Raw genomic sequence first — 21,918 nt, 5'->3', positions numbered from 1 at the left:
ACACAGCACTATGTTGAGTATCTTAAAGTTTATACTAATGATAAAGTGAAACTTTAATCAGTCTTCACCAATCGGGCTTTTACGGGCAGCAGGCCCCTACCTAACTTCTTTGCTTCCGCTGAATTTTGAGGTAGGGGTCTTACTGCCCGGCAAATAGCGGGATAAATGTTAATAGACTTATTCTTCAATAATGAATTGTGAAATTAGCATTTCTAAATTTTCGACTTTCTTTTTCATTTCATTAGATTTCGTCGTTATTTCTTGAATCAATGTGGCTTGTGCTTGAATTGATTGTACCGTTCGATTCGTTTCTTGTGCGACTTGTGTTGCAGTTTCAGAAACTATTGACAAAGAGGCATTTACTTCTTCTGTCCCAGCAGACATTTCTTCTGTGGCAGCAGACACTTCTTGAATTTGGGTCGTTATTCTATTAATATCTTGCATAATAGATGAAAATGCGAGTTCTGCCTTATGCGCTGCTTCTTTACCACCACTAGCCTGTTGTTGACCTTTTTTCATTACATGAACTGTATCCTCTGTATCTTGATGTATAAAACGTATTAAATTATTTATATCATTTACAGATGTTTTAGATTTCTCAGCTAGACCTCTTACTTCAGCTGCAACTACTGCAAATCCTTTTCCATTTTCTCCAGCACGTGCTGCCTCAATTGCAGCATTTAAAGCAAGTAAATTCGTTTGTTCCGCAATATTAGTAATAACATCTAACGCTTCTTCAATTTGTTGTGTACGCGTAACAAGTCTATCAATGACCTTAGAAGTTTCTTCGACAACTTCATTCACGCTATTCATTTGATGAATAGATTGTTTTATAACTTCACTACCAGAGTTTGCTTGGTCTATTGTTGCAACAGCAACTTCAGCAACCATCGCTGAAGATTCAGCTACTGTTTGAACACCAGTTGCAATTTCTTCCATTGAAGTTGAACTTTCTTGAATACTAGTCACTTGTCCCTCTATTTCTTTATTTATTTCAGAAGTAGTTCGAACAACCTCGTTTGATATATGTGCTGCCGTTTTCGTCTCTTGTAGCATATTTTCAGTTGAAACAATCACTTCTTTCGCCGTAACCTTCACCTGACCGACTAATTGTTGCAAGTTATCTAACATACTATTAAAGGACTGTACAATATGGCCTAATTCGTTCTCGGATTTATAAGAAGTTCGAATTGTTAAATCTCCAGCAGATACTCGTTCCATATCTTTTTGTAATAATACAATTGGTTTTTTTATAGCATTTTTTGTTATAAAACCAATAAAAATGATTATTATGATTCCAACAAATGAAATAATTACAAATGTTATGATTGTATTTTTCACACTATTAACATTCTCTTTTTGTAGCTGTTCAGCAGCATTATTATTATATAAAATAAGTTCACGAATAGACTGAATTGTTTTTTCCATATTAGGGTCAATTTCTTTTAAATAATAGCTATAGGCTTCTTCATTATTAGTCAGTCCCAAATCTTGTGCTTTTTTCATTTGTACTCTTAAATCTTTAAATTGACTTTGAAACGCATTATACAAATCTTTTTCTTTATGAGAACTAATTCTAGTTTCAAATTGTTTTAACAGCTCATCATTTTCTTTTCTAGTCTTATCCATTTCTATTATGAGTTCTTTCATTCTTTTTTCATCTTTCGATATCATAATCTCCATAAAATTCATATTAACATGGTAAAAATTTGATTCTACAATTCCTATCCATTCAATTGGTAATAGTCTTTCTTCATACATACTAGAAGATGCATTTTCACCTTTTTGAAGCCCTAAAAACCCGAGTGAAGATAACATGATACAAGCCAAACTCGATATAATGACTAACACATTTAATTTCGTTCCAATTTTACTATTTTTAATAAAAGACAACAAAATCACTTCATCTATATATTATATTTTACTTGTTTTATATTACAACAACAATCGACATTTATCGACATTTTTTTATTAATCTTATAATTATATTCGAAGAACTTGATTCTCATACTATCAAATACTAAAAAGTCTTATGGGAATTCCACAAGACTTTTAATAGAGTTATATTGTTTCTATGAAATTATGATAAAAATTAAAGCGACTTATTAGTTCTTATAACTTCTTGATAGAGAATCGGTGACCACTTATCACTAATATAATCTTGGATAACCCAACCAACTCTTTTTGGATTCTCTTGTTTAATATATGCCGCGATCTCGGGATTTATATAAGACGCATAATAATATGGACTATTCCATGCTGTACCACCCGAAGACAAGCTTGTAAAATTAATATATAGATGATTTAAATCCTCGCTATTGTTCATCGTTTCATTGATTGTATCTTTAATAGATTTTACTTTCTCATCATAACTCACTTTATATTTATCTTGTACTGTTACATTTACATTTTTGTTTACAGTTGTGGTAAACGTCTCATTATCTGGCCAATAAAAATTATTATATCCTCCAGATTCATTACTGCCACTATATCTTTTTAGTAGTACAATTTTCCCACGAGCATCTCCAAGTTTTATATTTCCTTCTGTTTTTAAAAAGATAGGATCAACAAAATAATTTTTTTCAAACGTACTACTAAATGAATCTTCTGCCCCTTTCATATCCTCATACTCTTTTTTTAAAGACATAATAATTGTTTCACTCGGGTTATCTTTTAAAAATTGTTTCGCTTCATTTATGAATTCATGCAGTGTTACGTAAAGATATAATGGCCCATGATGAAGAACTATCGTATTATCATCTGTTAAACGTCCTCTTATATCAAAAATGCGAGCTCCATGGTCCATTTGATAGCGAAAATCATATTCTTGCGTCATTCCCCACACTTGCTTAATCGGATTTTGCAACTTGAACGTCCCACTATCGTGTGTTCCTGGAATTGAAATTCGTGCTAACGGAATATTATCAGGTATAGGTTGCATCCATTTCGACCAATTTTCAAGCTCATTAACAGAGCTAGCTGCAACTACTCTCTTATCATGTAAAGCAAATACAAATGTGATAAATATTGTACTACATATGAATAATTTCAAAATTAACTTCTTATTTCTCATTATTATCACTCTCTTTTTCTGTTTTTATATCAAACTTATTGAATATAATATAGGCTAGTTCATAAAAAATAAATAACATTTCATCAATATGAAATATTGCATAGAAGTAAAGTTAAAAAATCATTCACATATACTAAATTAGAAAAATTTAAAGGAACTTCATCTGAAGTTCCCTTTGCTTATTTTATGTTCAATACATATGAACCATCTTTATTCTCATATTTATAGACGTATAAATAATATTTTCCTGGCTTTGCATTATAAGTTCCTTTAACTACATTTCCTTCATTTTCACCATATGCTACATAGTTATTTAAATCTGATTCATGATGAAGTACCCATGTCATTCCGATATTTTGTTCATTTAGTAGAGAAATATTAATATTTTCCGGCGAGTCAATTTGGAAAGTAAATACATCTACTCTATCACTATTATGTAGCGTTCCTTTCACCGGTGTATGAAAGTTAACTTTATTTGCCTGTCTAGGCTCATTATTTGGTTCATTTTCTGTTACTTGTAATTCATTCCCACCGTTTAGTTTTCTTTGTTCATAGCCTAAGTTTACTAGTATAGACTTCAAATCTGGTAAAACACCAATTTTATCTGCATATGGATCTTTAGATTTTGTTCCTGTGCTCTGGTTGCTTAATATTGCTCTTAGTTCACTAGGTCTATATGGTTGTCCTAAATTTTCTTTAGCAATGCTTTGTACTAAAGTCGCTGCCCCAGCAATAATTGGCGAAGCACTAGATGTTCCGCTAAAGCTTGAAGTATAAAGATTTACAGCACTTCTACTTTGCTCGGCTGTAGTTGTATCTACATTTTCTCCCCATCCGTACACATCAATACGGCTTCCATAATTCGAAAACCACATACGTTCATGAGGGAAAGATGAAGAGCCAGCTCCTACTATAATTGCACCCGAATCTTTAAAATCTTTACTATTACGATTTAAGACTTGCTTACCCTTTCTATCTTTGAACTGATCTAAATCATTCCACCCATTTGCTCCAGCCTCTATAATTACAATTCCCTTATCTGTACCAGCACGAATTGCATCAAAAATATCTGGTTGTACTTCAACAGGTAAATATTTATCACCATATCCATCAAAGGATGCTTGCGCCTCTAACAATAAAACATCCCCAGCTTCTAACTGATTTACAGCGCTTAATATTGCATCAGCCGTATTATACTGTCCGTTATCTCTTATTTGAGAGATAACCTTTGCTTTCGCTTTTGGCGCAATCCCAATATTCCCGACTTCATTGTCCTCAGAGGATACAATTCCTAGTACAGACGTCCCATGACCGACATGCTGATTTATATTTCTTCCAGACATTAATTCAATATTTTGATGTAATAAATCCTCATGATTTAATAGCCATCCGTATTCCATATCAACAAAAGTGATACCATTTCCATTACCGCCTTGAACTCCCCAGGCGAAAGGCGCATTAATACCGTATGGGGCTGCTTCAAGATAACCTTGTTTTTTAAATCTAGGATTTTTATTAGGATTAAGAGCTACACTTGATGATTGCACTTCAGGTGGCATTATTTTCTCTTGTTTCTTCATATACGCATCTTCTATTAAAGAAGATGCCTTTAACTTATCTACTATTTCTTCTTCATACCCACTATTTTGATTTTGAAGAATATAGTAGTTTAATAAACTTGTAGATACATGATTAGGTGCTTTCACTTCAAGGTTTTGTATTTGTTCCGGGCTTACAGATGTGAATAAACGAGTAAATGTTACATCTGGATATTCTGTCAAAAGATCTTTTATTACTTTATCATTCGTTTGAGATTGTATTTGTTTTTCAATACCATCTTCATATGGAAAATCCAAATCTGCTTTAAATTTTACAATGATTTGCTTATCTGTTTCTTGTTCTATCCCTAATTTACTCTGCTGTTCTATAGAATCAGCATGTACACTATTGATAGTACCTCCTGTTCCTAAAAGTGTTGTAATGATTACAGTTGACGCATACATTTTTTGAAATATTTTCATTACATCAATCCTCCTATTAATAATTATTAATCATTATATTAATCTATAATGATTTTATTTCTATAACGTATTCCCTTTCTACTAAATAGATTATAGTAATCAGAAATATGAACTTCAATGTATTTTCATATGCAATATTTCATATTCTGACTCTACACTACACGAATATGAAACTTATAGTGATTATTTATTTTATATGTGCTAATATACTTACATTAATATATTACGCATATACACATTCTGAACTACATTACTTAATAGTTTCACCTTAATTTTTTCTTAGGAGGATTTACAATGAAATTACTAAAAATAAAACATATAATCCCTTTATCCGCGGCTGCAATTACATTCGTATGTAGTCAAAGTACAGCTGAAGCTTCTACCATTCATACAGTAAAAAAGAACGATACACTTTGGGGCATTAGTAAACAATACGGAGTTTCAATACAATCCATTAAACAGGCTAATAATAAAGGAAACGATAAAACCTTTATTGGCGAACAGTTACATATTCCAGGGTCCGTGAAATCAAATGAAATCACTGTTCCTCAAAACGCCAAGCCTGCGAGCATTTCTGGACAAATTATTTATCAAGTACAACCGGGGGATTCATTAGAAACGATAGCAAAGCGTTACAATGTCACCGTCCAATCTATAAAACAAATTAACAATACAGTCGGAAACAAGCTTTATACAGGACAACATTTAAAAATTAACTCAAGCATTTCACAAAAAGAAAAAGACTTAATGGCACGCTTAGTTACTGCTGAAGCAGGTGGCGAATCCTATAAAGGAAAAGTAGCAGTAGCAAAAGTTATACTAAATCGTGTAAATGCAAAAGGTTTTCCAAATACAATAACAGGTGTTATTTATGAACCTATTAAATACGGATATGCATTTACTCCTGTTACAGATGGCAGAATTAATCAGCCTGCAAGTGCAGAAGCAAAAATGGCTGTAGAAGAGGCTATCTCCACAAATGGAGTACATTCTGACTGGATTTATTTCTACAATCCAAAAACATCAACAGACAAGTGGATTACGACACGTCAAACAGTAGCAGTAATTGGTAACCATGTGTTTGCTAAATAAGATTTAAAATCATTAACAGACCTCTTCACTTAAAAGGTCTGTTTTTTTCTATGTAAGATGTTATTAATCATATGACATAGTGATTTTTCAAACTATTTCTTCTTTCAAATAAAAATTTTTGTATTTACTCCACCACTCGGAGAAGTTAATACAGCATCAAGTTCAAAAACTCCCACTTTATTAATAAAAGCTATTTCTTAACTTCATAAAATTGTTATACACTAGAAAAATAAAAAACAAACTATTCGTTAGCAGGTGAAAGAATATGTATGATGTTACAATTATCGGCGCTGGAGTAAGTAGCATTTTTATGGCTTATTCACTAGCTAAAAGTAACAAAAAAGTTTTAATTCTTGATAAAGGTAAAGCGCTAGAAGATCGCCATTGTCCTTTAGACGAAGGAAAAGTGTGTAATTGTACTACATGTGATAAATATTTCGGGTTTGGTGGTTTAGGAAGATCTGAAGGGAAATTTAATTATACAAACGGATTTGGCGGAGAACTTGAGCAAAAAGTCGGTAAAGAGGGCTTTATACAGCTCATGGCTGAAGTAGATGAAATTCTATGTCAGTTTGGTGGAAGTTCTGTCTCAAAATATTGTACTGAAAATTCAAGTCTCACTAAAAGAGCTGAAGCGTGTGGTTTACAAATGCTAACAACAGAAGTAAGACATCTTGGTACTCCCCTTTCCAATAACATTTTTCAGCAGCTCTATGAATTTTTACTGACGAAAATAAAGATCAAATTTCAAATAGATGTACAACATATTCTGAAACAGGAAGATTATTTTACAATAGAGACAAATCAAGGAACAGTTCAAACTAAGCAACTAGTATTTGCAACTGGGCGTTCAGGGGCCGATTGGTTAAAAGAAATATGCAGTTCTCTAAGTATTTCTCAGGAGCAAACACGTGTAGATTTAGGAATTAGAGTAGAAATGAAAGAACATCAATTACGTTCTATATTAAAAGATACTTTTGAAACAAAACTTTCTTATCAAGGTGAGCATTTCACAGCAACTACTTACTGTATGAATCCAAAAGGACGCATCATTCGAAAGTACGAAGAAGGTTTAGTTATGCCTGACGGTCAAAATTTTCGAGAGCAAGGAACTGGCACTTCTAATTTAAACTTCACTTTATTTATTCCTCGCTATTTTCCAACTCTCAAAGAAGCAAATGTATACGCAAGTTCAATTATTAAAGGCATTAACCAAGGACGAGATCGGATTGTTATACAGCGCTTAGAGGACTTATTAAAGAAACAACCTACGGCGAAAAACAGCATGGAACATAATCGTATACAACCTACACTACAGGGGGATTATGGAGATTTGAATCAAGAAGTTCCTCAATTATATATTGAAGGGCTGAAAGAATTTTTATTACGTTTAGAACAATTTATACAAGAGCCTATTGATCAACATACTTTACTATATGGAATTGACGGAAAGTTCTATGCTCCTACGATAAAAATCAATAACTCTTTTGAAACAAGTGTGCATGGACTATTTTTAGTTGGAGATTGTTCCGGCGTCACTCATTCCTTATCTCAAGCTGCTGCAAGTGGTCTGTATGTTGGAAAGTACTTATCTGACATTTAATTTCTATCATTAAGATGTCAGTCAAATATTTTCAATTCCAAAACACTTTTACTTATATATAGTAAAAGTGTTTTAATAATCCCTCCTATCCTTCCCGGCTAATGATTAACTGGCAAAGAAACGGAATTTTACAAAATACATATGTAACATAACTGTATATTTAAAACGATTGACATTCAATTCTAATAAATTGAATGTCAACAGTTTTAAAAGTCTCTATCCATTTTCACTTTCATTTGTTCGATATTTTGTAACATCATCATAGTGTTTAATATGGTAGGATGTCTATAAGTCAATTTCACTACAACTATGACTTGTTCTGCCCGTTTCTCAAAAAGAGTTATATTTATGCTACTACGCTTTAAAAATCCCCATTGTATGTATATGAATACTTCAAATTATTCCCTTTAGAAAACATAATCTAAATGGTTCATTAAACTCTAATAGTTATAAAAACATAATATATAACTTCAATTAAATAAATTGTATAAAGAAGGTGTAAAAATGAAGAATAAAATAAATTTACAAATGCAAAATATAAGTTTTGTTATAATAATGGCTTTAGCAGTATGGTTAAAAACATATCTTATTACTCGATTCAGTTTTGATTTAAAAATTGAGTCTTCAACGCAAGAGCTTATTTTGTTTATTAGCCCTCTAGCCGCATCATTAGCATTTGTTGGATTAGCATTATTTGCAACTGGTGAAAAGCGAAATTATATAGCGCTATGTATTAATTTCTTATTAACGATCGTGCTTGTTGGAAATGTAATGTTCTATGATTTTTATAGTGATTTCGTTACATTACCAGTACTTGGACAAACCTCAAACTTTGGCCAATTAGGCGGCAGTATTATAGAGATATTAAACTACAAAATTATACTCGCATTCGTAGACATTGTTTTCTTCTTTATTTTATTAAAAAAGAAATCATTGGTCTTTAAAACAGAACGTGTAACTCATTCTACACGCTTGTTATACTTTCTTTTAACGATTGGTGTATTCTTTGCGAATCTACAGCTTGCAGAAAAAGAGCGCCCTGAATTATTAACGAGATCATTCGACCGGGTAATGCTTGTCAAAAATTTAGGCTTATATACTCACCAAGTATATGACTTAACACTGCAAGTAAAAGCTGGGTCACAAAAAGCACTTGCTGATAGTAGTAAATTACAAGAAACTGAAAACTACGTAAAAGCAAACCAAAGCGAGCCAAACCCTAATATGTTTGGTGCAGCGAAAGGAAAAAACGTAATTGTCGTCACTCTTGAATCCTTGCAGACCTTCTTAATAGGCGCATCAGTCAATGGGCAAGAAGTTACACCATTCCTAAATGAATTCATAAATGAAAGTTATTACTTTGATAACTTTTTCCATCAAACTGGTCAAGGGAAAACATCCGATTCTGAATTTCTAATCGATACGTCGTTGTATCCATTAAATCGAGGGGCTGTATTCTTCACACACGGTAACAATGATTATACTGCGACTCCAGAAATTTTACGTCAGCAAGGTTATTTCACTTCTGTATTCCATGCGAATAACGCAACATTTTGGAATCGTAATATTATGTACTCCGCTCTTGGTTATGATCGTTACTATAATGAGCTTGATTACAAAATTACGCCAGAAACAAATTTAAATTGGGGATTAAAAGATATCGAATACTTTGATCAATCAGTAGATATATTAAAAACTGTTGATCAACCATTCTATGCTCGTTTCCTTACTTTAACAAACCATTATCCATTCACGTATGATGAAGATACAAAATTCATTGAACCATACAACTCTGGTAATGGCGTATTCGATCGTTACATCGTAACTGCACGTTACTTAGACGAATCAATTAAAAAATTTATTGAGCGTTTAAAGGCCGAGGGAATGTATGATGATTCTATTATTGTGTTATACGGTGATCATTATGGCATTTCCGAAAAACATAATCGTGCAATGGCACAGTTTTTAGACAAAGATCAAATAACAGAATTTGATACTTTAAATTTACAACGTACACCTTTATATATTCATATTCCTGGACAAACAGAAGGTCAAAATATTTCAAAGCCTACGGGACAAATCGATATGAAACCTACTATTCTAAATTTATTAGGTGTTGGTTCTACGAATGATATCCGTTTTGGCCATGATATGTTTTCAGATGAATATACTGGCTTTGTTGTTTTACGCGATGGTAGCTTCGTTACAGATAAGTATGCATACAAAAACAACACTTTCTACGACCGTATAACAGGGGAAATTGTAGATTTACCAAAAAAAGAAGCTCAAGCCCTCATTAAACGTGCACAAAATGAATTACGAATGTCTGACAAAATTATTGAAGGCGATTTATTACGCTTCTCAGAAAGTAATAAAATTAAAACTGGCGAAGTACAAACTAAAATTAAAGAAACAGAAAAATAATCTATATATGAAAAAGGAGCAACTTATTACAATTGCTCCTTTTTACTTTCTTATAACACATCAGATTTTTCATATAAAAAATCTGATGTGTTTACTTTTATTCTACGCTTGTTTCTAAAGCTACATCCGTATAGGTATTATCATCACCTATATTTAAAATTACTTCACATTGACGCAATCTCAATTCAAAGAGCATGATAGAATCATGATAGATTTCAGGATTTGATTTCATCTTATGTAATATCTCTTGTTTTTCTTGTATTTCTAAATGCGTGTTTTCTACAGCTTGCTTTAAGGAGTTAAATGGATTCCTAAAGAATATATTAATATCTCGCTCTTGTGTGTTTTCAAACAGCTCAAATTGCAAGAAAAATTTCTTCATAATAGAAGCCGTTACTTCAGTATAATCTTCATTTTCTACATACTGTTTGTATTTGTTATATAGTATAGATTTATTTTTAGGAAGAACTCCAAATAATTTACCGGCACTTTTCAACAAAAATTGTGCTGGCGTAAATCGACGTAAAATATTTACTTCATCCATTTGTATTCTAGTCGTCATCCTGTCAGTATCTCTGCGCCAGTCATCAAGCACTTTAAAATCACATTCTAACTGTATTCTATTTTCTCCAAATAGTGAATTAAGCCCTTCACTAAGTTCTTCTAAATACGTTTGACTTTGAAGAAGCTCATTATTAGAAGTTGCAATCCAATTTTGCATAGAAAGAGCGAGATTAGGTAATACAGTTTGTTCTAAATATTTATGCACTTTTTCATTCATTGCTTTATTTAGTTCCGTATCCATGTGCCCGAAATCACTTTCTTCACTAATTAAATTAGAACAGCTCTTTAATATCTTCGGAATATTTTCAGTAAGATCATTTGTAATTTCAGTCTTCATTGAACGATATGATTGTGTAATGAAATGAATTTTTTCCCTCTCAAATGCAGTAAGGTTATTAATGCTACCGTTTAGTTTCACTAGCATATCTTCATTCCAATTAATAGCATCTACTAGATTATTTTCTTTCTCAACACGTTTATCCAAAAGATATGTAATTGTTTTTCGAATGAAAAATAATAACTTTTCAGTACGTTCTGCATCGATATTTTTATGATTAAAGTTAAAATGAATAAACTCAGTTAAATCATTTAATTGTTTACTACTTGTATATAACGAGGAATAAGGGAAAATTCTCGCATGCGGGAAATATGTGTTTATTCTCGTTGCCGTATCATGTAATACCCTTTTCACTTCTGCTTCACTGTAAATGTTATCGATTTTATTTAATAAGAAATGAATTTGTAAATTTGGCGTATGTTCTTGAATACTTAATAGAATGTCACGTTCTTTGTCAGTAAAAGGTGAATCCGCATTCAATACGAACAGTAATTCGTCTACAGAATTTAAATATTCGAATATCTCATCTCTAGTGTCGTTATTCCTATTAAAGCCAGGTGTCACTACAAATGTAAGTTTATTTTCATTTAAAAATCTGCATGGTAATTTAAATTCAACACACGCTCTATCTCTATATGTTTGATGGTGCTGAGACATCATATTATGGTAATCAGAGACATCTTCCGTTGTTGTAATTGCTGAGTCTGTTATAGCGTTTATTTCTATATGAGCATCATTTTTTAAAACTACTACATTTGAAATTGATTTTTCTAATATGTTTTCTCCTAATATAGAGTTAATAAATGTAGTTTTTCCATTTCCTGAAGTTCCCGTTACTAAAATACGATTTGTTCTTAAATCTGCGAGTTCGTCAACTAACCATTTAAATCGGTGACCTATTTCTATATTGTGCTTTTGTGCCCACTCTGTAATAGATTCAAAAAGGTGTAAGCTGTACTCTAAGCCATTTACATGATTAATAGAATGTGACAGTAAGTTTTCCGCATGCTCTATATTTGCTGAATCTATTTTGGAAGGGAAAATCTCATCCCATGCCAATACAGCTGCAGATGGAAATACAGCATAAGATGGATTAACTACTTTTAACCAATTTGCTAACAGATTGGGTATGATATCGTTTAATTGTCTAAGCGTATATTGACCTTGAATTAATGCAAAGTAAGTTTCTTCGTAAAAAGCAGAAACTTTGTTCCATATATCGGACGAATGTATTTCAATATGTAAGAAAAATTCATTTATTGTATTAAGCCATAATAAATAATTTTGTTCATCTTTATAACTGTTCCAAAGTGATGAAACCATTTGCGTAAACTGTACTTGATCTACATTATTTAATGTAGCTAATGCATTATAAAAATAATCTGGTGAAATATGTTTAGTAAACCCTTTATCAATATATCCTTTTAATACCTCAAACCACGGATACGATTCTATTCGAATTAACTCATTCACAGCAAGCTCTACTGCACTATCAAAATCTTGCTGTTCCTCATAAAAGGAACGGGCAATTTTTGTGACATTCGGATAATCAGGATTTAAAGAAACTGCTTCTTTAATAACACCGAAAGCTGAGTCAAAATTATTTTGCTCAATGTAAAGAGAAAGTAATTGTAGTCTAATTTCAATCATCAATATTTTATTATCAGTAGTAATAGAAGTATAAATATTTTCAGCATATGATAATTGATTAAGTTCGAAATAAGCATCCGCAATATTTTTTTGTGCCCATGGTGCTAATTCATTACTAACCTTCTCCCATTTAAAAATAGCTGCTTCAAAATCTTGATGACGATAATAAAATTCACCTTGTGCAAAACGAATATAAGACCCATCAGAAATCTCATTTTTTTCATCGTTTACATAAGCTTGTCCAAGTACGTCAAGAGTTGGTTTTGTTTCATTCTCCATTAGGAATGTTTCATAATACATCTTTTTTATTAATTGTTTTTCTAATCTCATCTTTTCCCCCACTATATCTTGAAAATACATTTTTAAGATATACCAATACTTTTTGTATGTATGCTTTTTATCTTAACAAAGAATATCTTTTGGAAAATTTCATTTTCCTTTCATTTTTCAAGTTAGATTGAATTTTTATGAGAAAAGTTTCAGTTTTTTTTCAATTCCCTTTCAGTTATGAAACAGCATTAAATGTTCCTAATAACCTAATAATACTATAATATTCCACATTATATTATCAAGAAAATCTCATATAAACCATATTATAAAAACAATCTATATTGAATTTATATGCATTATTCACTGCGCTGTCAAACAAAAAAATAACAATAGGAGCCAACGGCTATTCATACCATTTCTTTCTCAAATTATTTTCCTTTAAAAGGCTTCAGTGGTTATGTAATTAAATTCCATTAACCTATATAAATAACTAGTCCAAAAAAAATCTATATGCATATCATGTTATAGTAAAGAATTTAGGAAATCCTAAAAGGAGGCATTTTCATGTTTGAAGATAAATCTAAAATAAATTACCCATATGAATTTACTGAAACCACAACAGTTCCTCTAAAGAACCCCATTGATAAAAAATTCAAGAACGGCACAGGTACACATAACTTTCCAATTAAGAAACACTACAAAGAGCAAGTTCTATACACTGAAAAAATTAATAATAATAAAAATAAATAATCGTATAGATCCTTATGACAATTAACCAAATAAGAATCAATATTAGGCCATGCATAGTTATGTCTTTAATAATGTAAAAATCTTCATTATACTATTCATGCACCTTTTAAAAAGTGCCGTATACAGCGCTTTTTTATACATAGATAAATATAAGCTAACGCAGCCAAGAAATAAACTGCAAAATTACTTCACCATATTCTCGTTTAACAATTAAATCTACATATTAAAAGGGAGCAACAGTAAATGTTGCCCCCTTTTGAAATGTAGTTTATTCACTCTACATAACCCTCTTAAACATCTTCTCCAACTCATAAGTAGAATGATGCACAAGAATCGGTCTTCCGTGCGGGCATGTATACGGGTTTGTTGTTGTACGTAGTTCTTCCAGTAAAGCAAATATTTGATCGTTCGTTAAATATTGATTCGCTTTAATCGATGCTTTACAGCTCATCATGATGGCTGCTTCTTCACGTAATTTTTTAATATCAACTTTTTTTAGTTTAACAACTTGCTCCATCATTTCATCGATAATTTCTGTTTCTTGTCCTTTCGGGAACCACGTTGGATGTGAGCGGACGATAAAGGATTGATGGCCAAATTGCTCCAAGAATAGACCGACTTTTTTCAGTTCTTCTAGTTGCTCTTCAACACGTAAAAATTCAGTAAGAGATAAATCGATACGGTACGGTACAAGCAGTTCTTGTACTTCTTGCGCTACCCTTCCTACTTTATCACGGAAGTATTCATAATTAATACGTTCCTGCGCGGCATGTTGGTCAATCATATATAAGCCTTTATCATTTTGAGCGAAAATATATGTTCCATGCATTTGTCCAATTGGATAAAGTGGCGGTAAGTCATTACCGTTCATTTCAATCTCTTTTATTTCCTGAACTTCTTCTTCCAATTCCTCTAATTCAAAGTCCTCTTCATTACTGTCCCACGATTTTTCTTCTCGAATTGGTTCTTCCATTATCGGTCTAGTAGATGGCTGCCAACTTTGTTCTTCTCTTACGAGCGACTGTGGTGGTTGCCATTCTTGTTTCGGTGGTTGCCATTCTTGTTTCGGCGGTTGCCACAGTTGTGCTGGCTGTTTCACAGGCAGCGGTTCTTCTTGTTTTTCATCCATGCCAGTTGGTAAAACAATGTCCGGCATGGATGGTTCTTTCGGCTTCGCATGCTCAAACTGGAACTGTTCTTGCACACTCTCGTCTTTTTCTTTTTTCTTCGTTGTTACGCCTGCATCTGGAATGAGCTGTATTTTTTTAAATGCAGCTTGCAATGTTTCTTCGATAAGCTTTAGCAATTCTTGTTCTTTACTAAAACGAACTTCTAATTTTGCAGGATGTACGTTAACGTCAACAAGCATTGGATCCATTTCAATCGATAAAAATCCGATTGGATATCGTCCGACTGGCAGTAATGTATGATATCCTTGCTGAATTGCTTTCATTAATACAAAGTTTCGAACGTAACGGCCATTTACGATTGTTGACATATAATTTCGAGATGCTCTCGTTACTTCTGGTAATGTTACATAGCCTGTAATTGTGAAATCTAAAGATTCAGCTTCAATCGGAACAAGTTTCTTCGCAACTTGAATGCTGTAAATCGATGCAAGTACTTGTCTTACATCACCATTACCTGACGTATGAAGCAATTTCTTTTCATTATGAAACAGCTTTAACGATACTTCTGGATGTGACATTGCAATACGATACACAATATCTGTAATATTACCAAGCTCTGTATGAATGGTTTTCATATATTTAAGACGCGCTGGTGTATTAAAGAATAAGTTTTGTACTGTAATATCTGTTCCTTTTCGGCTCGCGGTTTTCTCTTGCTTTATAATGTCTCCACCTTTAATAATAAGGTGTGTACCAGGTGCATCACCTGTGCTAGTGATTAATTCTAATTCACTAACTGAGGCGATACTCGGCAATGCCTCACCACGGAAACCGAGTGTTCTGATGCGAAACAGATCGTTTTCATCTTTAATTTTACTTGTCGCATGTCGTTCAAAAGCTACGATGCAATCTTCTTCTGCAATGCCATCTCCATTATCAATGATGCGAATTTTCGATAAACCAGCTTCTTCTAAGTGGATTTCAATAGATGTACTATTCGCATCGATAGAATTTTCCACAAGTTCTTTTACGACTGAAGCAGGACGCTCTACTACTTCTCCTGCCGCAATTAAGTTAGAGAGTTGGTCATCGAGTTTGCGAATTTTCCCCATCTACTTACTCATCCTTTCTTTAACTTTTTCTGTAAGCGATACAGTTCGTTCATCGCTTCTAAAGGCGTCATATCAAGTAAATCAATTTTTTTAATTTGCGCCAGTACTGCTGTTTCTTTTTGATCTAACGCAAGCTTGTCTTGTTTCTTCGAAGACTGTTCTCCTCCAAAGAAAGATAGTTGTGATTCTTCCTCAGTCTCTACTTTCGCCTCTAGTACTTCTACTGGCTCTTCTTTTACAACTACAGGTTCTGGAATAACTTCTTGCTCCTGCACTTTCACTTCTACACGCTTTGGAATAATAATTTCTTCTTGTCCTTCTAGTTGTGCTAACACTTCTTTCGCACGGGCAATTAAGCTATCTGGAAGCTCTGCAAGTTGCGCAACGTGGATTCCGTAACTTTTATCTGCTGCTCCATCTTGAATTTTATGAAGGAATACTACTTTACCATTCTCTTCAATTGCTGAAACGTGTACATTTTTCAGTTGATCTAAACTCTCTTCTAACACAGTCAATTCATGATAATGTGTAGAAAATAACGTTTTTGCCCCAATTTGGTCATGAATATGTTCAATGATTGCCTGTGCAAGTGCCATGCCATCATACGTAGATGTACCTCGTCCAATTTCATCAAATAAAATTAAACTTCTTTCTGATGCGTTTGCAATTGCATTTTTCGCTTCTAACATTTCGACCATAAATGTACTTTGACCTGAAATCAAATCATCTGCTGCACCAATTCTCGTAAAGATTTGGTCAAATACAGGTAATACTGCTTCTGTCGCTGGTACGAAACAACCAATTTGTGACATAACCGTTACAAGTGCTAACTGTCTCATATACGTACTTTTACCAGACATGTTCGGTCCTGTAATTAAAAAGACATCCATCTTCTCTGGCATAATACAATCATTCGGTACATACAATTTCCCGTTCAATACTTTTTCAACGACAGGATGACGACCATCTTTAATAAAGATTTCACGCTTCGTTGTTAGTACAGGTTTTACAAACTGTTCTTCTTCACTAACTGTCGCAAAACTTTGCAGTACGTCTAATTCACTAATTACTTTTGCTAAATGTTGTAATTTCGGAATAAATACTTTTACTTCTTCACGAAGCGCTGTAAATAAATCGTATTCTAGTTGTACAATTTTTTCTTCTGCTTCTAAAATTAACGTTTCTTTTTCTTTCAGTTCATCTGTAATGAAACGTTCAGCATTAGCAAGCGTTTGTTTTCGTTCGTAGCGGCCTTCTGGAAGTGCTGCAAGATTCGCCTTCGTCACTTCAATGTAGTAGCCGAAAATACGGTTGTACCCGATTTTTAACGATTTAACTCCTGTAATATCACGCTCTCGTTTTTCAAGCTCAGCGATCCACGTTTTTCCGTTTTTACTAACGTAACGATATTGATCAAGCTTGTCATTATAACCGTCTTTAATAATATCTCCATCTTTAATAGAAAGCGGTGGGTTTTCTTGAATACTTCTTCCTAGTAATTCAGTTAAGCTCTCACATGGATCCGCGCTTTGAATTAACCTTGCTGCATAAGCATTATCTAACAAACTAATCGCTTCTAAAATAGCTGGTACTTGAAGTAAAGATCGTCTTAACTGTAATAAGTCCCGTGCATTGACATTACCAAATGCAACTTTTCCTGCTAAACGTTCTAAATCATATACTTCTTTTAATTTTTCTTTTAAATCTTCACGTAAGAAGTAATCATTTACAAATGTTTCAACCATTTCTAAACGCTCTTCAACTTTTTCTTTCTGAATAAGTGGACGTTCCATCCACTGTTTTAACATACGACCACCCATAGCTGTTTTTGTTTTATCCAATAGCCATAATAATGATCCTGTTTTTTCTTTCGTTCGAAGTGTTTCCGTCAGCTCTAAATTTCGCTTTGAATGCACATCAATTTTCATAAATTGATTCGTATAATAAATTTCTACAGGTTGTAAATGATCTAATGAACGTTTTTGCGTTCTTATCACATAGTTAAATAAGCGTCCAATTGCTTTAATTAACTTTGCTTGCGAAACATTTTTCACAAGATGTTCTAATCCTTCAGGAATTGCCGTTGCATCTTCATATGAAATTGTCATTTTTAACGTTTCAGTTAATTTATTTAATTCATCTTTAGAAAATGAAGAATCTACAACAATTTCTTTCGAACCAGTTGCATACACTTCCAATAAAATATCTTCTACTGAACCAGTCAATAACGTTACTGTATTTTGTCCAGTCGTTAAATCATTACAAGCTAAAGCATATGATCCATCTTCAAAATGTGTTAATGCGGCTAAGAAGTTGTTTTCTTTCTCATCAATTGTACGCCCTTCCATCATCGTTCCTGGCGTAATTAGTTGTACTACTTCACGGCGCACTACACCTTTAGCTGTTTTTGGATCTTCCACTTGCTCACAAACAGCAACTTTATATCCTTTTTCAACAAGTTGTTCAATATAGTTTTTAGCTGCATGATGCGGTACACCGCACATCGGTATACGATCACTACTGCCACCATCTCGGCTCGTTAATGTAATCTCAAGTTCATGAGCTGCTTTAACGGCATCTTCAAAGAACATTTCATAAAAATCGCCTAATCGGAAAAATAAAAAGGCATCTTGATAGTCTGCCTTAACCTTTAAATATTGCTGTATCATAGGGGTATATTGCGTCATACTTTTCCTCCATAATTCTTACATAGTAATCAATTTTCATATATGTCACATTTCACGGACATCCATATCTCCTATTTCAGGAGTCTATCTTCATTATAACATATTTCATAAAGAATCATGTTCATTCAGCGCCACTTATGTAAAGTAAAAAGCTAGGAAGAACTTCTCCCTAGCTTTCTATTACTCTTCTTCTGCATCAACGATAAAGTTCGGATCTAATTCTTCAAATTCATCATCAGCAATTTGGAAATCATCATCTGATTCTACGCAGCCTTCAGGATTTACACTTACACAAATTTTCGTTTCTCCAACTACTTCTGTTACAAATTCACGTTCTACAGTTACAACAATTTTATTACCGTTTGGTGATACAAGCGCTTCTAAACAATTTGGTGGCTGAATAACACGAGCAATAATTTCTAAATCGTCACCAGAAAAGTTTTTATCACGATAACCAATGCTTACTTCGTCCGTGTAGTTCACGCGTTCTGTTACAACTTCAGTCTTTGTATTTCCATCAAATGAATACCAAGTGTTCACATCATAGAAACCTTCAATTTCCACATGCTTCCCATTCTTTCTTGCTTCGTACGAGTGGTTAATTACCCAGCACCCTAAAATACTTGTTGGTTCATTATTCGATTCACATGTATGCGTTGACTTTGTATACTTACGTCCTTTTCCAACCACTGCTTTTGTAATAATCTCTCTAAATTCGGACATTCGTAACCCTCCTCAATCACTATTCACTTAATCATATGCGTGACAATAGCGGAATGTGTCATTCTTTTTTTGAGAAGAACTTACGTTTAATCAACTAAAAAAAAGAGATGTCAATATGACATCTCTTTAACAACCACAATTTCCTTTTTTACTTTCTACCGCTGCGCCAGTTTCACCCTTAAGTACATCGCCACCAGTTGAAATTAATATTTCATCTGTTACGTTGTTAGAAATTGTACTAGCAACTAACTGTAATAAGTCATTTACATATGTTTGTGAAGATTTAAATTCTTGTACGACTGGAATACTGTCTAACTTATCTTGCAATGCATCAATTTCAGCTTCTACCTTTTTTAAAGCTTCCCACTTCCCGTAATGCTGCAAGTTTACTGCTTGTTTTTGCAGTGCTTTAATTTCATCGATTGCGCGCTTTACATTTTCATTTTTATGAATTTGCGCCTCTGCTTTCTTAAAAAAATCAACTTCTTCTGTTTCAGAAATCATTTTTGCTAATTCTTTTGCTTGTTCAACAATGTCATCTTTCGAATATACTTTCATCTATTATTTCACCTCAATCGGCTCTTCAACTAATTCCCCGTTAAGAGACCAAGTTTTTGCTTCCGTTACTTTTACTTTCACAAGCTGACCAATTAAAGATTTTGAAGCGACGAAGTTTACAAGTTTATTCGTGCGAGTATAACCTGCAAGTACTTCCGGATTATTTTTACTTTCCCCATCAACTAACACTTCTACAATTTGACCTTTGTAACGACTATTCTTTTCAATTGCCAACGTATTTACTAGTGTATTTAAGCGTTGAAGACGTTCTTTCTTCACTTCCATAGGTACATTATCTTTCATTTTTGCAGCTGGTGTACCTTCGCGAGGAGAATAAATAAATGTAAAGGCAGTATCAAATCCTACTTCACGATATAACGACATCGTTTCTTCAAATTGCTCATCTGTTTCATTTGGGAAACCAACGATAATATCTGTTGTTAATACTGCATCTGGAATTGCTTCTTTAATTTTTCTTACAAGTTCTAAATAATGCTCACGTGAATATTTACGCGCCATAATTTTCAGCATATCTGTACTTCCAGATTGAACTGGTAAATGGATATGTTCTACTAAGTTGCCACCTTTGCCAAGCACTTCAATTAAGTGATCATCGAAATCACGTGGATGGCTCGTTGTAAAACGAATACGGGCAATATCAACTTTACGAAGTTCGTCCATTAAATCACCAAGACCGTATTCTACATCTTCAAAGTCTTTACCATATGCATTTACGTTCTGTCCAAGTAATGTAATTTCTTTATAACCATTCGCAGCTAAATGACGAATCTCTTGGATAATATCTTCTGGACGTCTGCTCCGCTCTTTTCCGCGCGTATACGGTACAATACAATACGTACAGAACTTATCACAGCCATACATAATATTTACCCAAGCTTTAATATCACCACGACGTACTTTCGGAAGGTTTTCAATTACGTCGCCTTCCTTTGACCATACTTCAACTACCGTCTCTTTCGAGAACATCGCATCTTTTAGAATGTACGGTAATCTATGAATATTATGCGTTCCAAATACCATATCTACATGCTGATTTTTTTGCATAATTTTATTTACAACAGATTCTTCTTGAGACATACAACCACATACACCAATTAAAAGGTCCGGATTTCTTCGCTTTAGTGACTTTAAATGGCCTAGTTCACCAAACACTTTATTTTCAGCATTTTCACGAATTGCACAAGTATTTAATAAAACTACATCTGCATCCTCAGTCGAAAAAGTTGGTTCATATCCAAGCGTTGTGAAAATACCTGCCATTACTTCCGTATCATGCTCATTCATTTGACAACCATATGTACGAATATAGAACTTTCTTCCTGTACCAAAATTGCGAAACTCTTCAGGTAAGCCAAAATCCCGTTCAATTTTAACTTCTTCTTTCCCTCGCTTTTTCGCATCCTTTAAGGAAGGTGGTTGATATACACTTTCAAAGTATTTACTATAATCTTTCTCTTCTTTTTTCGTAGAGGAATTTGCTTGTTGACTTGCTAATCGTTGTTGCTCGTTCATCGGTAATCTCCTTTCACCCTTAACTATACACACTCTATAGTCCATTTTAATGCGCCTAGACTCACCTCAAAAATGGTTAGATAGCTTGAGAGATAACTTGTCCTTTGAAACTTGAGTAATCAATCTAATCATTCATAAGAATGAAGTCTTCCCCACGCAAATAGACATTCCCTTTTTATTATTTCTTGTTGTCCTACCCAAAAGCATATTGCTTTATCCCTATAAACATTACCATAGTATGACCTGTTTCGCCAATTTTAACAATACAGAGGCCCTTTATTATCTTACATTTCATAAGCAATGAACTTGCCATTTTCATACAACGATTTATATATTATTTTACCATTCTGAATTTTCTAAGTAAATAAGACTACCCTATATTTTTCTAATA

General features: G+C 33.2%; 13 protein-coding genes. 4 read left to right on the top strand and 9 right to left on the bottom strand.

What is annotated here, in order from left to right; translation table 11 throughout:
• Nucleotides 1-177 precede the first annotated feature (177 nt).
• The 3 genes from ASE54_RS07910 to ASE54_RS07900 form a co-directional block, all read right to left on the bottom strand.
• Entirely contained in the window at nucleotides 178-1,893 is a 1,716-nt protein-coding gene (locus tag ASE54_RS07910) for a methyl-accepting chemotaxis protein (RefSeq protein WP_000008148.1), read from the bottom strand.
• 199 nt (nucleotides 1,894-2,092) lie between these two features.
• Nucleotides 2,093-3,073, bottom strand: a complete 981-nt coding sequence (gene plcA / locus ASE54_RS07905) for a phosphatidylinositol diacylglycerol-lyase (protein WP_001244684.1) — start codon at nucleotides 3,071-3,073, stop codon at nucleotides 2,093-2,095.
• 179 nt (nucleotides 3,074-3,252) lie between these two features.
• On the bottom strand, nucleotides 3,253-5,094 hold the full coding sequence (locus ASE54_RS07900) for a peptidase (protein WP_000689209.1): 1,842 nt from the start codon (nucleotides 5,092-5,094) through the stop codon (nucleotides 3,253-3,255).
• Nucleotides 5,095-5,388: 294 nt separating this feature from the next.
• Between ASE54_RS07900 and ASE54_RS07895 the strand changes: the two genes are divergently transcribed.
• From ASE54_RS07895 to ASE54_RS07885, 3 genes are all read left to right on the top strand, one after another.
• Nucleotides 5,389-6,186 carry a cell wall hydrolase gene (locus ASE54_RS07895; RefSeq protein WP_000771008.1) on the top strand — a complete coding sequence of 266 codons (798 nt, stop codon included), beginning with the start codon at nucleotides 5,389-5,391 and terminating at the stop codon, nucleotides 6,184-6,186.
• Between the two features lie 265 nt (nucleotides 6,187-6,451).
• Nucleotides 6,452-7,789, top strand: coding sequence for an NAD(P)-binding protein (locus tag ASE54_RS07890; protein WP_000272409.1), 1,338 nt, complete (start codon nucleotides 6,452-6,454; stop codon nucleotides 7,787-7,789).
• Nucleotides 7,790-8,293: 504 nt separating this feature from the next.
• Nucleotides 8,294-10,213, top strand: a complete 1,920-nt coding sequence (locus ASE54_RS07885; RefSeq protein WP_000791034.1) for an LTA synthase family protein — start codon at nucleotides 8,294-8,296, stop codon at nucleotides 10,211-10,213.
• A gap of 97 nt (nucleotides 10,214-10,310) precedes the next feature.
• Here ASE54_RS07885 and ASE54_RS07880 read toward each other — a convergent pair whose 3' ends face one another.
• Complete coding sequence (locus ASE54_RS07880; protein ID WP_001235297.1) at nucleotides 10,311-13,094, bottom strand: dynamin family protein; 2,784 nt, start codon at nucleotides 13,092-13,094, stop codon at nucleotides 10,311-10,313.
• A 504-nt stretch (nucleotides 13,095-13,598) separates the two neighbouring features.
• Between ASE54_RS07880 and ASE54_RS07875 the strand changes: the two genes are divergently transcribed.
• The gene (locus ASE54_RS07875; protein WP_000461138.1) at nucleotides 13,599-13,784 is read left to right on the top strand and encodes a hypothetical protein; all 186 of its coding nucleotides are present in this window, start codon (nucleotides 13,599-13,601) and stop codon (nucleotides 13,782-13,784) included.
• Nucleotides 13,785-14,061: 277 nt separating this feature from the next.
• On the opposite strand, the gene mutL is transcribed toward ASE54_RS07875, so the two are convergent.
• From mutL to miaB, 5 genes are all read right to left on the bottom strand, one after another.
• The gene (gene mutL, locus ASE54_RS07870) at nucleotides 14,062-16,026 is read right to left on the bottom strand and encodes a DNA mismatch repair endonuclease MutL (protein ID WP_000516485.1); all 1,965 of its coding nucleotides are present in this window, start codon (nucleotides 16,024-16,026) and stop codon (nucleotides 14,062-14,064) included.
• An 8-nt stretch (nucleotides 16,027-16,034) separates the two neighbouring features.
• The gene (mutS, locus tag ASE54_RS07865) at nucleotides 16,035-18,713 is read right to left on the bottom strand and encodes a DNA mismatch repair protein MutS (RefSeq protein WP_000195994.1); all 2,679 of its coding nucleotides are present in this window, start codon (nucleotides 18,711-18,713) and stop codon (nucleotides 16,035-16,037) included.
• Between the two features lie 180 nt (nucleotides 18,714-18,893).
• Nucleotides 18,894-19,436: an outer spore coat protein CotE gene (gene cotE, locus ASE54_RS07860; RefSeq protein ID WP_001288799.1), complete on the bottom strand. Its 543-nt coding sequence runs from the start codon at nucleotides 19,434-19,436 to the stop codon at nucleotides 18,894-18,896.
• A gap of 126 nt (nucleotides 19,437-19,562) precedes the next feature.
• Entirely contained in the window at nucleotides 19,563-19,994 is a 432-nt protein-coding gene (locus ASE54_RS07855; protein WP_000870460.1) for a RicAFT regulatory complex protein RicA family protein, read from the bottom strand.
• A gap of 3 nt (nucleotides 19,995-19,997) precedes the next feature.
• Nucleotides 19,998-21,527 (bottom strand): tRNA (N6-isopentenyl adenosine(37)-C2)-methylthiotransferase MiaB, encoded by a 1,530-nt coding sequence (gene miaB / locus ASE54_RS07850; RefSeq protein WP_001005392.1) that lies wholly within the window; start codon nucleotides 21,525-21,527, stop codon nucleotides 19,998-20,000.
• Nucleotides 21,528-21,918 lie beyond the last annotated feature (391 nt).

This window comes from Bacillus sp. Root131 (assembly GCF_001429475.1).
Lineage (GTDB): Bacteria > Bacillota > Bacilli > Bacillales > Bacillaceae_G > Bacillus_A > Bacillus_A thuringiensis_S.
The sequence above is the reverse complement of the archived record's forward strand: the minus strand, read 5'-3'. Positions and strand labels throughout refer to the sequence as shown.